The organism is Streptomyces sp. CRN 30, assembly GCF_034105845.1.
Map to the genome: position 1 here is coordinate 18,804 of NZ_JAVRHI010000234.1, position 12,112 is coordinate 30,915.

A 12,112-nucleotide genomic window follows, 5' to 3' on the forward strand; every position below is an offset into this window, starting at 1 on the left:
CGGACCACCCGTCGCCCTACGGGACCGCTCCCGCCGGAGAAGGTGTCGTACGAGGTGGGCGGGTGGTTACAGTGGTCGCCCGGCAGAGTCACGTCGCCGGTCCGTTCCCGCAACGGCTCGCGCGACGCAGGTGCGGATGAGGAGTGGGATCAGGTGCCGGAGCACGCAGCGGACACCAAGGCCGGGACGTCGACGGGAGAGGTCCGCGACTTCCTGCGGCACCGTCGGGAGCAGATCGCCCAGCGCTGGGCCGACGAACCCGTGTTCCGCACCGTGTTCACCGTGTCGCGGGACGAGGCGGTGGAAGCGGGCAGGGCCGTGGTGGACGCGCTCGCCGAGGTCGCGGACTCGGGCCGGACCGAGGACCCCGACGCCGCCGGCTTCGCCCCCGTACGGGACCAGCTCGCGCGGATGGCCGCCGCGCGTGCGCAGGCCGGGCTGAGCACCGGACAGGTGTCGAGCGAACTGGCCGCGCTGCGCCCGCCCGTCGAGAACCTGCTGCTCGCCGATGTGCGGGACGCCCCCGCGGAGCACGTCCGGGCCTGTACGACCACGCTGAGCGTGCTGATGGGCACCCTGCGGGTCCTGGTGACGCAGACGGCGCTGAGCGAGGGACAGGAACTCATCGACCGCCAGCGGCTCCAGCTTCTGGAGGTGGCCACCCCCGTCATCAAGCTGTGGGACGGCATCGTGGCCGTGCCCCTCGTCGGCACCCTGGACAGCGCCCGCAGCCAGGTGGTGATGGAGACACTGCTGGAGGCCGTCGTCGAACAGCGGGCCCGGTTCGCCATCCTGGACATCACGGGGGTGCCCACGGTCGACTCGCTGGTCGCCCAGCACCTGATGAAGACGGTCGCGGCGGCCCGGCTGATGGGCGCGGAGTGCATCGTGTCCGGCATCCGCCCCGCGATCGCGCAGACCATCGTCCACCTCGGCCTGGACCTGGGCACGGTGGTGACCCGGGCGGGCCTCGCCGACGCGCTGGGCCACGCGCTCGACCGGCTCGGTGCCGAGATCGTCGACACTTCACCGAAGGGTACGGACCAACGGTGACCCAGGCGTTCTCCGGCGACGGCGCCGCCCAGTGGCTGAAGGGGGATCTCCCCGAGGCCGCCCCGGACCTGTTCACCGCGGCCGGCCGGTCCCCCCGCCCCGGCGCCGCCGCGCGCACGGAGAGTCCGTGATGGGCACGGCGGCGGGCGTGGAGGCCCGCATGCCGGTCCGCTCGGACATGGACCTGGTCTGGGTGCGCCAGCACGTGCGGCAGGCCGCCGCGCAGCTCGGCTTCGGCCTGGTGGACCAGACCAAACTGGTGACCGCCGCCAGCGAACTGGCCCGCAACACCCTCGTCTACGGCGGCGGCGGCACCATGGAGTCCGAGCACCTGGTCGAGGGCGTGGCGCACGGCCTGCGGCTGACCTTCGCCGACCGGGGGCCGGGCATCGCGGACGTGGAGCGGGCGCTCAGCGACGGCTTCACCTCCGGCGGCGGCCTCGGCATGGGGCTGGGCGGAGCGCGGCGCCTGGTCCACGAGTTCTCGATCGACAGCGCCCCCGGCACCGGTACGACGGTGCGGGTGACCTCCTGGACGTCCCGGCCGCCGCGGCCGCGGAAGGAGTTCTGATGCCCCGCGTGTGGGAGGTGCCGGTGCACGACTCGACCCGGGTGCGCGACGCCCGGGTCGCCGCCGAGCACGCCTCCGCCGCCGCCGGCCTCGACGGGTCGCGCACCGCGGCGGCGTCCCTGGTCGCCACCGAACTGGCCACCAACCTCCTCAGACACGCGGCGGGCGGCCGGGTCCTCGTCGAGGTCGTGCCGCCGCCCGTCCTGGTGGCCGGGCAGGACGCGGCCCCGGTGGTGCAGATCGCGGCCGTCGACCACGGGCCCGGCATCGCCGACGTGGCCGCCGCGTTCGACGACGGCTTCTCCACGGCGGACTCGCTCGGCGCGGGTCTCGGCACCTGCCGGCGGGCCGCCGACGACTTCGCGCTGCACAGCGTGGTGGGCAGGGGCACGGTGGCGCTGGCCCGGATCGGCGCCCCGGTGCCCGCGGCGGCTCCCGGCGGGCGGAGCCTGACGGCCGGTGTCCGGGCGGGCGGGGTGAACGTCCCGTTCGGCGGGGCGGAGTACTCGGGTGACGCCTGGGGATGGGTGGCCGCGGAGGACCGGGTGACGCTGATGCTGGCGGACGGACTGGGCCACGGCCCGGAGGCGGCCCGTGCCTCGACGGCCGCCGTGGACGCCCTGCGCGGCGCGGCCGGGCTCGGCCCCGGCGAGACGCTGCGGCTGCTGCACGGGGCGCTGAGCGGAACCCGGGGCGCGGCCGTCGCGGTGGCCCAGGTCGATCTGCGCGCCGGGCGGCTGAGGTTCGCCGGGGTCGGCGACATCGGGGCGCGGCTGTGCGCGGCGGGGAAGTGGCGCGCGCTGGTGTCCCGGCCCGGGATCGTCGGCGTGCACCGCCCGGGAACGCTGCGCGAGGAGGAGGCGGACTGGGCGGACGACCGGCTGCTCGTCCTGCACAGCGACGGGCTGCCCAGCCGCTGGACGCCGCCGCCCGAGGCGTGCCGTCCCGCCGTCGACCCCGCGGTCACCGCGGCGGTGACGGTACGGGACGCCGTCAGTTCCGCCCGCCCGGTACGGGACGACACCACCGTGGCCGTGCTCACCTCCAACCCGTCGGACCGATCATGATGCGCACCTGGCAGATCTCCAGCGTCACCGACGCGGCACGCGCCCGTATCGCCACCGCCCGCCTGGCCGCCGCGTACGGCGCGCCGCCCCTGGAGCGGACGCGGCTGTCCGCTGCGCTCAGCGCTCACCTGCTGAAGTGCCTCACCAAGGGCGGCACCTGGCGGCTCACCCTGCACCCGGTCACCGGGGAGGACGGCGCGGACGCCCTTGAGGTGCTGGTGACACCGTCCCGGGAGACGTCCGCCGCGGGCGAGCTGCCGTGGCGGACCACGGTGGCGTGCCCCGAGCCGGGCCACAGCCCGGAGACGGACGGCCCGGCCGACGACCCCGCCACGCTGGCGGAGGCGCTGCTGGGCGCCGACGAGGACACCGCGGTGGTGCTGAGCAGACTCCGCGAGCAGGAGGACCTGGTCGACTTCCACCGGGAGGAGCTCCAGCAGACCAACCAGGGCGTGGTCGCGCTCCACGCCGAGCTGGACGCCGCCGACCGGGCGCAGCGGGAGGCGTTCGCCGCCGAGCGCAAGGCGCGCACCGAGGCGGAGAACGCCCGGCGCCGGCTGACGTTCCTGGCGGACGCCAGCTCGGTGCTGACGACGCCGCTGAACCACCACGAGATCCTGCGCCGCATCCCGGACCTGATGAAGCCCCCGTTCGCCGGGGACGTGGACCTGTGGCTCTTCGAGGACGACGACGACGCGCGGCGGGCCGACGCGCACCCGGCGGCCGTCGCGGCGGCCCGCACCGGGCGTCCGCAGTACGTCGCCGACCACCCGGGCCGGCTCCCCGGGGTCGACGACCACGCGCCGTCCCCGGAGCACCCGGCGCGGCCGCTGCTGTGCATCCCGCTGCCCACCCGGCGGGAGCCGCTCGGGGTGCTGACGCTGTCGCCGCCCGGTGAGCGGTGGGACCCGGACGACGCGGTGATGCTGGTGGAGCTGACCCGGCGGGCCAGCATCGCCATCGACAACGCGCGCCGCTACGAGCACAACCGGGACATCGCCGAGACCCTCCAGCGGGCGCTGCTGACGGAGCTGCCGACCCCGGAGTTCCTGGGACTCGCCGCCCGCTATCTGCCGGCCACCCACGGGCTGAACATCGGCGGCGACTGGTACGACGCGTTCCGCCAGCCCGACGGCGGGGTGATCGCCGTGGTCGGTGACGTGACGGGGCACGGGCTGCGCGCGGCCGTCATGATGAGCCAGCTGCGCACCGCGCTGCGCGCCTACGCCGTGGACGGCGGCAGCCCGGGACGGCTGCTGACCCGGCTCCACACCTTCCTGCACAACCTCCAGCCCGACCTGTACGCGACGGCGGTCATCGCCCGGTTCCACCCGGACGACCCCACGATGACGTGGGCCGCGGCCGGCCATCCGCCGCCGGTGCTGCGCGGTCCGGACGGACGGGTGCGCATCCTGGACGCCAAGCCCGGCGCCATGCTGGGCATCCCGCTCAAGCAGGACATCGCCGACCACACGGTGCGGGTGGCGCCCGGCTCCACGCTGGCGCTGTACACGGACGGTCTGGTGGAGCGGCGGGCGCGGGGCATAGACCCGGGCATCGAGCGGCTGGCGGCGGCGCTCGGCTCGTTCGGCCCGGCGGAGCTGGGCATCGATCTGGGCGGTGCCGCGGACGGCATTCTCGATCCGCTGCTGAGCGACTCCGAACGCGACGACGACGTGTGCCTCCTCCTCTGTCACCTGCGCGGTCGCGGCTGAGCGGCCCGGCGGATTCGCCGGGCTGCCGCGTTCGACTGGCGGAATGCCGGACCGCGGGATGAGATCGATGCGTGCGAAGCAGCGATCCAGGGGCAGGCGAAGGGCGTTCGAGGCAGACCGCCCGGAGCCGCAGAAAGGGATGAACACCGTGACACGACCCAGGATCCTGGTGGTCGGCGCAGGTTTCGCCGGTGTGGAGTGCGTCCGCCGTCTGGAGAGGAAACTCTCTCCTCACGAAGCGGAGATCACGCTGGTGACGCCCTTCGCCTACCAGCTCTATCTGCCACTGCTGCCCCAGGTCGCCTCCGGCGTGCTGACCCCCCAGTCGGTGGCGGTCTCCCTGCGCCGCAGCAGCAAGTACCGCACCCGGATCATCCCGGGCGGCGCCATCGGGGTGGACCTCAAGTCCAAGGTCTGTGTGGTGCGTACCATCACCGACCGGATCGTCAACGAGCCCTTCGACTACATCGTGCTGTCACCGGGGAGCATCACCCGCACCTTCGACATCCCCGGCCTGACGGACAACGCGTTCGGCATGAAGACGCTGGCGGAGGCCGCGTACGTCCGCGACCACGTCATCACCCAGCTGGACCTGGCCGACGCCAGCGACGACCCCGCCGAGCGCGCCGCGCGGCTGCAGTTCGTTGTGGTCGGCGGCGGGTACGCCGGGACCGAGACCGCGGCCTGTCTGCAGCGGCTGACGTGTGCCGCCGTGAAGCGCTACCCGCGGCTGGACCCCGACCTCATCAAGTGGCACCTGATCGACATCGCGCCGAAGCTGATGCCGGAGCTCGGCGACAAGCTCGGCCGGAGCGCGCTGGAGATCCTGCGCGGGCGGGGCATCGAGATCTCGCTCGGCGTCTCCATCGAGAAGGCCGGTCCGGAGGAGGTCACCTTCACCGACGGCCGGGTGATCCCCACCCGCACCCTCATCTGGACCGCGGGCGTCGCGGCGAGCCCCCTGATCGCGACGCTCGGCGCGGAGACGGTGAAGGGCCGCCTCGCGGTCACCTCCGAGATGTGCCTGCCGGACCACGACGGCATCTTCGCGCTCGGTGACGCGGCGGCCGTGCCCGACCTCGCCAAGGGCCAGGACGGCGCCGTCTGCCCGCCGACCGCGCAGCACGCGATGCGGCAGGGCACCCACGTCGCGGACAACGTCATCGCCGCGCTGCGCGGGCAGCCGCTGCGGCCGTACGTCCACAAGGACCTCGGCCTCGTCGTCGACCTCGGCGGCGCGGACGCGGTCTCCAAGCCGCTCGGCGTGGAGCTGAAGGGCCTGCCGGCGCAGGCGGTGGCCCGCGGCTACCACTGGTCGGCGCTGCGCACCGGGGTCGCCAAGACCCGCGTGATGACCAACTGGCTGCTCAACGCGGTCGCCGGCGACGACTTCGTCCGCACCGGCTTCCAGTCCCGCAAGCCCGCCAAGCTGAAGGACTTCGAGTACACGGACGCCTACATGACCCCCGAAGAGGTGCGGGCCCACGTCGAGGGGGCCGGCAAGGCCCGCGCCTGACCCGGCGCGCGGGATCCGCTCGCGGCATGACATGCTGAGAAGTGGATCTCGGCGTTCCGATCAGGGGAGAGTACGGCGGCGTGAGGGCAGCGGGGCACACGGTCAGCACACGACTGCGGGACCGCGTCGCCGCTTCCGATCCCGGGCTGCTCCGGCTGACCGCCGGGCTGCGGACAGTGGGTGCCATCGCGCTGGCGCTGGCCGTCCTCGCCGTACTCGGCTCCGACGTGACGCACCTGGTGGCGGGCGCGATGGCGGCGATGGTCGCCACGTTCGCCATCCGGGAGAAGCAGCGCGGCCCGCAGGCCGTCACGCTCGCCCTCGGCCTGCCCGTCGCGCTCGCCTCGGTGTCGCTGGCGGCGCTGCTCTCCTCGCGGGTGGTGCTCGGCGACGCCTTCTTCGTCGTGCTGATCTTCTGCGCCGTGTACGGCCGCCGGTTCGGCGACCGGGGCACGGCGCTCGGCCTGATCGGCTTCCAGCTCTACTTCGTCTCCCTGTTCGTCGGCGCGACCGTCCCGAAGCTGCCGGAGCTGTACGGGTCCCTGGTGGTGGCGTTCGCGTGCAGCGCCCTGGTGCGCTTCGCGATCGTCCCGGCGACCCCGGCGGGCATCCTCCAGCGGCTGCGGCGGGCCTTCCGGGCACGGCTGGCGCAGCTGATCACCGCCCAGCTGGAACTGCTGGACGCCGGTGGCGACGACATCGAGAAGGTGCTGGGGGACCTGCGCGAGGGCCACGCCCGGCTGCACGAGACGGCGTTGATGATCCAGACCCGGCTGGACGACAACACGCTGGACGCGTCCACGACCCGGCTGGTGCAGCGCCGTATCGCGGACGCCGAGATCGCCGCCGAGCGGCTCGGCCTGCTGCTGCTGACCGCGCGCAGCGCCCGCCGCGCGGACACCCTCACCCTGCACCTGCCGGGCGCGCCGGCGCCGGCGCTGGGCCGGATGCCCGGCGCCGACGAGGCCACCGAGCTGCTGCGCCGTGACATCGGGGCGCTGCGGGAACTGGTGCAGCGGCCGCCGGCCGAGGCCCGCGGCACGGCCCTGTCCCATCTGCGCAACCGGCTGCTGGGCTACCGCGACGAGGAGAACCTCCCCGCGGCGTCACCGGCCGTGCAGGACGTCTTCCGCGCCATCGGCGAGACGGCCCGCGCGGTGATGGGCCTCAGGATCGCCCTGGACGGCCCGCAGGACGAGTCGGACGACTCCCCCGCCACCACCCGCTCCCGGGAGGAGCTGGACGCCGAGGACGCGGCCATCGACGCCGGGGAGGAGGCGGCCGACGAGGAGGAGCAGAAGGGGCTGCGGCGGCCCACCACCCGCGCCGCCGTCCAGGTGGCGGTCGGCTCCACGCTGGCCATCGTCGGCGGCGAGACGCTCTCCTCGCAGCGCTGGTACTGGGCGGTGCTCACCTGCTGGATCGTCTTCATCAACACCGCCTCGACCGGGGAGATCCTGGTCAAGGGCTACCGGCGGCTGCTCGGCACCGTCTTCGGCGTCGTGGCGGGCATCGCACTGGCCGGGCTGGTGGGGCAGCACACCTGGACGGCGTTCGCGCTGGTGCTGGTCTTCATCTTCGCGATGTTCTACACGGCGCCGCTCTCGTACACGCTGATGTCGTTCTTCGTCACCGCCATGCTCGGGCTGCTCTACACCCTGCTGCACACCTACAGCATGTCGGTGCTGCTGCTGCGGGTGGAGGAGACGGCGCTCGGCGCGGCCTGCGGTGTGGTGGCGGCGGCGCTGGTGCTGCCGGTGCGTACGGACAGCCGTACCGACGAACTGCTCGGCACGACTCTGGAGCGGCTCGTCGACGTCACCGAGGGCGCCGTCGACCAGCTCAGCGGCGGGCCCGCGGCGGATCTGCTGGACCGCGCCCGCGATCTGGACCAGGCGCTGGGCGACCTGCGGGCGGCGACGCAGCCGCTCACCCACCCGATCACGCCGCTGCGGGCCCGGCGGGACACCGCGCGGTACGTGGTGGCGCTCCTCGAGACCTGTGCCTACCACGCGCGGTCCCTGGCGGCGACGGCGGAGCTGCTGCCCACGCACCCCTCCATCGCGGCCGATCCCCGGCTGCGCGGGGCGGTACGGCGCACGGTGCGCAACATCGAGGCGATCGCCGCGCACGTCGCGGACGGCAGCACGGCCGTCGAGGTGGAGACCGGGCCGAGCATCGCCTCGCTGCTGGAGTACGACTCCGGCGGCGTCTCGCGCTACGGCCGGATCACCGGCCGGGTGCTGCGGCACCTGGAGCGGCTGGACGAGGCGGTCACCGGCCTCGCCCGGCCGCTGGGTGTGCCCGTCGCGACCCCGAAGCCGTGACGGCGGGCGGACGCCGCCGCACGGTCAGAAATCGCTGGGCAGACCGCTCGCCTCGGCTATGCCGCGCAGTTCCTCGTTCTGCCGGTGGCGTTCCTTGAGGTAGTCGGCGATCTCACCGAGGCGGTCGGGATCGGAGGCGGTGGCCGCGTCGGTGACCACGCGGACCGGCCCGGTCTCATCGGTACTTATCTCGATCACTTCGTTGTCGAGCCGGCCCGTCACCGCGGTGGCGATGACCAGGGCGGCCTCGTCGCGGATCTCCTGGGGCAGGGCGTCGGCGTCCTGTCCGTCCAGGGAGAAGTCGATGGTGGGCATCTGGTGGTCGTCGATCGCCCGCAGGACCGGCTCCACGACGCTGAGCAGCACCCGGTAGTCCTCGGTGTCCATCCGGATGCGCAGAAGGTCGAGGTAGACGTCCACGGGACGGCCGTCCGGCGGAATCTCGTGTTCGTTCATCCGCTCCGTGTTCCCCCTCCCGCGCCGCTCAGACGCGACGCCAGCGGGCCAGTGCGAACGAGAACACGCCGAACAGCACCAGCCCCGCGGCGACCAGTACCAGCAGCCACGGACCGAGGGGGGTGTCGGCGAAGGACCTCAGGGTGTCGTCGAGTCCCTTGGCCTGCTTCGGTTCGTAGTCGACGGCGGCCCGTACGGCGAAGGCGCCGGCCGCGGCGAACACCAGGCCACGCGCCACTCCCCCGGCGACGCCGGTGACGTCCACCAGGTGCCGGGACCAGGTCGCCAGCGCGCCGGCCTTCAGCTTCTTGCGGTAGCTGCGGCGGGCGGCCTGTACGCCGATGACGACACCGGCGACGACGACGCCCACACCGGCCGCGCCGACCAGCCACTGCCCCGCGGGCACCTCCATCACCCGGGCGGTGACGTCCCGGGACTGCTCGTCGCTGGAGCCGCCGGAGCCGTTCGCGGGGCTGGCCGCGAAGGACAGCACCGAGTAGGCGACGAAGGTGTAGAAGACGCACCGCGCGGCGGCGGCCAGTCGCTTCTTCGCCTTGTGGCCGTCCTTGCCGACGGCGCCGAACAGTGCCTCCGACAGCCGCCACAGGGCCATGCCCACCAGGCCGATGCCGAGGGCCCACAGCAGCACCGAGCCGAACGGCTTGTCCGCCAGTTCCTCCAGGGCTCCCGACCGGTCGGCCTCGTGGCCACCGTCGCCGAAGGCGATCTGCAGGGCCAGCAGGCCCACCAGCAGGTAGATCACTCCCCGGGCGGTGAGTCCCGCGCGGGCGGCGCCCTCCCGGGCCGTTCCGTCGGCGGCCCGGCGCGCCCTGGCCCGGCCCGTTCCCGTCATCACTCGCGAGGTCATCTCGTCCTCCCCTTTCCGAGAAGTCCGGATGCCCCGGCGCGGAGCGCGCACACCGGCCGGCGCCGGTACCGGCCGGTCGGTCTCGGTGCCGACGATGTCCAGCGCCTTGAGCCGGGCGGGCCGCGGTGCGGGCAGGGGCCCGTCGACGTGCGCGGAGACCATGCCGAGGCAGCGCCCTGCGGCGGTCGGCGGCACGCTGTGGCGGGCCCGGCTGCCCGCCGCGAGGGTCGCCTCGCCCGTGCCGACGTGGCCGAAGAAGTCGACGAAGACGACGAAGTCGACGGTGAGCCCGGTGTGCTTCTCGATGCGGAGACCGCCGCGGGCCGGGTCGGCACTCAGGACGCCGCCCCGGTTGCCGGGGTCGGTGTGGCGGGCCGCCGGGCCGGTCCGTGGTCAGCGGGGCGCTCGCCAGGGTGTGCGTCTCGTCCGGCCCGCCGTGGCCGTCCGGTCCGTCCGGGCGCGGTGTCCCGCGGGCGCGCTCGCCCGTGCCCGTGCCGGTGTCCGTGCCCGCCGTGTCACCGTCGGCCGTCGCCATGTGTCGCCTCGGGTTCCGGCCGCCGTACGGTGCGACCGTACGGAAAGCCGGTGCGCCGGCCCGCGACGGCCGCTCCGGGCACCTGCCCCCTCGGGAGCGGCCCGAGCGCGGCCCCGGTGCGGAGCCACCCGCTGCCGGGCCCGACGGTGGCCGACCAGGCGGGCTCAGGCGGCGGGTACGACGGGGGCCGCCGTGTCGGGCCGGGCGGCGGGCGCCGTCATGGGTACGGCCGGGACGGGGGCCGCGGAGGGCGATGCCGGGCCTGTCGCGGTGAGCCACTCGCGGGCCGCCGCCAGGGCCTGGCGTACGTCACGGGTGCCGGTCGACACGCACAGCGTGTACGCCAGGTCCTCCGCGCGGGGAGCGGGCCGGCCGGCCCGCTCCCCGGCCGCCACCGCCTCGTACTCCTCCACGAGCCTGCGCAGCACGGTGGGGTGGGGCTTCAGCATGGGTCCGGTCTCTCCTCGGGTCTGTGCGGGTGCGGGTGCGGGCGGCCGCGGGGCCGGTACGGGGGTCAGGGCGCCGTGTGGCGGCCGGGACCGGCACCGCCGGGCCCCCGGCGGCCGGGGCGGCGCCCCATCGCCTCGTCACGCACCCGCGCGCAGCTGCGGCTGATGAGCCGCGAGACGTGCATCTGCGAGATGCCCAGCTGGTCGGCTATCCGGCTCTGCGTCATGTCCTCGAAGAAGCGCATGTACAGGATGGCGCGCTCCCGCTCGGGCAGCCTGCGCAGGCCCTCCTTGGCGGACTCGCGGTCGACGACGACGTCGTAGGAGTCGTCCGACGAGCCGAGGGTGTCCGCGAGGCTGTAGCCGTCGTCGCCGGCCGAGAGTTCGGCGTCCAGCGACAGGGTGCTGAAGCTCTCCAGCGCCTCCATGCCGGCCCCGACCTCCTCCTCGGTGAGGCCGGTGTGCGCGGCGAGGTCGGCGATCGAGGGTTCGGGGCTGCCCGGGTTCTGGGTCAGTTCCCGGCGGGCGACGCGCACCTTGTTGCGGAGTTCCTGGACGCGGCGGGGCACCCGCAGGGCCCACATGCGGTCCCTGAAGTGCCGCTTCACCTCGCCGGTGATGGTGGGCACGGCGTAGCTCTCGAAGGCACCGCGCTCCGGGTCGAACCGGTCGATGGCCTTCACCAGGCCGAGCGCGGCGACCTGGCGGAGGTCCTCGACGGACTCCCCGCGGTCGCGGAAGCGGCCCGCTATGCGGTGGGCCATGGGCAGCCAGGCGGTGACGAGTTCGTCGCGTACGGCGTCCCGTTCGGGCCCGTCCGCCAGTTCCGCCAGCCGGGTGAACAGGCTCGCGGTGTCGGGGGCGTCGTCGTGCCGACGCCGGGTGGCCGAGGCCGCCGGCTCGGTGGGGACGGGGGCGGTCTCGGTCGTCGCGGGACGGTCAGTGGGCGTGTCGATGAGCATGCGATCGCTCCTGAACGGTGGTCTCAGGGGACTTACCGCGGGAACGGCGCCGCCGCCGACTGGAGTGTCGAGCAGCCGTACCGCTCCCGCTGCTGCGCCTCCGGTCCGAAGCACGAAACTGCGACTGCCCCTGCCCTGGGGGTACAAACTCCACTTGTCGAAAAGTCCTCAGGACAGCGGTACGAGGACACTGATGCACTTGCCGCCGGAGGGCAGACCCGCCACCCTGACGTCCCGCGCGAGGCGGCAGACGATGGGCCAGCCGCGGCCGCCGACGCTCCACCGGCCCTGCCGGTCGGCGGGCGCCACGGGGACGGGCAGGTCGTCGCTGCGGTCGCTCACCGAGAGCCGCAGCTCCGGGCCGACCAGTTCGACGCGGAAGTCGGTGACACCGCCGCCGTGCAGGATGGCGTTGGTGGTCAGTTCCGAGGCGACGAGCACGGCGTCCGACAGGGCGGCCGCGTCGCACCGGGGCCCGCCCTCGCGGTATCCCGTGGTGACCGCGCGTTCCACGGCCCGCCGGGCCTCCGCGGGCTTGCTGGGCCGCTCGGGCCCGGCGAACCGCTCCGGTGCGCCGGGCACGGGCCGCGCCG

General features: G+C 74.3%; 12 protein-coding genes. 7 read left to right on the plus strand and 5 right to left on the minus strand.

The window, feature by feature from the left end; translation table 11 throughout:
• Positions 1-153: 153 nt before the first annotated feature.
• The 7 genes from UW392_RS25145 (at position 154) to UW392_RS25175 (ending at position 8,249) form a co-directional block, all read left to right on the plus strand.
• On the plus strand, positions 154-1,053 hold the full coding sequence (locus UW392_RS25145) for an STAS domain-containing protein (protein ID WP_320777389.1): 900 nt from the start codon (positions 154-156) through the stop codon (positions 1,051-1,053).
• Positions 1,050-1,184: a hypothetical protein gene (locus tag UW392_RS25150; RefSeq protein ID WP_320777390.1), complete on the plus strand. Its 135-nt coding sequence runs from the start codon at positions 1,050-1,052 to the stop codon at positions 1,182-1,184. Before UW392_RS25145 ends, UW392_RS25150 begins: the two co-directional genes overlap by 4 nt.
• Positions 1,184-1,624, plus strand: coding sequence for an anti-sigma regulatory factor (locus tag UW392_RS25155; RefSeq protein ID WP_320777391.1), 441 nt, complete (start codon positions 1,184-1,186; stop codon positions 1,622-1,624). The genes UW392_RS25150 and UW392_RS25155 overlap by 1 nt, the downstream gene beginning before the upstream one ends.
• A complete protein-coding gene (locus UW392_RS25160) occupies positions 1,624-2,691 on the plus strand; it encodes a SpoIIE family protein phosphatase (RefSeq protein ID WP_320777392.1) in 1,068 nt (355 codons plus the stop codon). The genes UW392_RS25155 and UW392_RS25160 overlap by 1 nt, the downstream gene beginning before the upstream one ends.
• Entirely contained in the window at positions 2,688-4,406 is a 1,719-nt protein-coding gene (locus tag UW392_RS25165; protein ID WP_320777393.1) for a PP2C family protein-serine/threonine phosphatase, read from the plus strand. Before UW392_RS25160 ends, UW392_RS25165 begins: the two co-directional genes overlap by 4 nt.
• 139 nt (positions 4,407-4,545) lie before the next feature.
• Positions 4,546-5,922, plus strand: a complete 1,377-nt coding sequence (locus UW392_RS25170) for an NAD(P)/FAD-dependent oxidoreductase (RefSeq protein ID WP_320777394.1) — start codon at positions 4,546-4,548, stop codon at positions 5,920-5,922.
• Positions 5,923-6,002: 80 nt separating this feature from the next.
• Entirely contained in the window at positions 6,003-8,249 is a 2,247-nt protein-coding gene (locus tag UW392_RS25175; RefSeq protein ID WP_320777395.1) for an FUSC family protein, read from the plus strand.
• Between the two features lie 24 nt (positions 8,250-8,273).
• Here the strand turns inward: UW392_RS25175 and UW392_RS25180 are convergent, their stop codons facing one another.
• The 5 genes from UW392_RS25180 to UW392_RS25200 form a co-directional block, all read right to left on the minus strand.
• Entirely contained in the window at positions 8,274-8,705 is a 432-nt protein-coding gene (locus UW392_RS25180; protein ID WP_320777396.1) for a hypothetical protein, read from the minus strand.
• A gap of 28 nt (positions 8,706-8,733) precedes the next feature.
• Positions 8,734-9,573, minus strand: a complete 840-nt coding sequence (locus UW392_RS25185) for a DUF1206 domain-containing protein (RefSeq protein WP_320777397.1) — start codon at positions 9,571-9,573, stop codon at positions 8,734-8,736.
• Between the two features lie 699 nt (positions 9,574-10,272).
• Positions 10,273-10,557 (minus strand): DUF5133 domain-containing protein, encoded by a 285-nt coding sequence (locus tag UW392_RS25190; protein ID WP_320777398.1) that lies wholly within the window; start codon positions 10,555-10,557, stop codon positions 10,273-10,275.
• A 65-nt stretch (positions 10,558-10,622) separates the two neighbouring features.
• Positions 10,623-11,519 carry a SigB/SigF/SigG family RNA polymerase sigma factor gene (locus UW392_RS25195; RefSeq protein WP_320777399.1) on the minus strand — a complete coding sequence of 299 codons (897 nt, stop codon included), beginning with the start codon at positions 11,517-11,519 and terminating at the stop codon, positions 10,623-10,625.
• Between the two features lie 168 nt (positions 11,520-11,687).
• Entirely contained in the window at positions 11,688-12,101 is a 414-nt protein-coding gene (locus tag UW392_RS25200; protein ID WP_320777401.1) for an ATP-binding protein, read from the minus strand.
• Between the last annotated feature and the right edge of the window lie 11 nt (positions 12,102-12,112).

Coding starts and splice junctions, on each gene's coding strand:
- UW392_RS25195 (WP_320777399.1), bottom strand. CDS start 11,519: ATGCTCATCGACACGCCCACTGACCGTCCCGCGACGACCGAGACCGCC.
- UW392_RS25170 (WP_320777394.1), top strand. CDS start 4,546: ATGAACACCGTGACACGACCCAGGATCCTGGTGGTCGGCGCAGGTTTC.
- UW392_RS25190 (WP_320777398.1), bottom strand. CDS start 10,557: ATGCTGAAGCCCCACCCCACCGTGCTGCGCAGGCTCGTGGAGGAGTAC.
- UW392_RS25160 (WP_320777392.1), top strand. CDS start 1,624: ATGCCCCGCGTGTGGGAGGTGCCGGTGCACGACTCGACCCGGGTGCGC.
- UW392_RS25180 (WP_320777396.1), bottom strand. CDS start 8,705: ATGAACGAACACGAGATTCCGCCGGACGGCCGTCCCGTGGACGTCTAC.
- UW392_RS25165 (WP_320777393.1), top strand. CDS start 2,688: ATGATGCGCACCTGGCAGATCTCCAGCGTCACCGACGCGGCACGCGCC.
- UW392_RS25155 (WP_320777391.1), top strand. CDS start 1,184: ATGGGCACGGCGGCGGGCGTGGAGGCCCGCATGCCGGTCCGCTCGGAC.
- UW392_RS25185 (WP_320777397.1), bottom strand. CDS start 9,573: ATGACCTCGCGAGTGATGACGGGAACGGGCCGGGCCAGGGCGCGCCGG.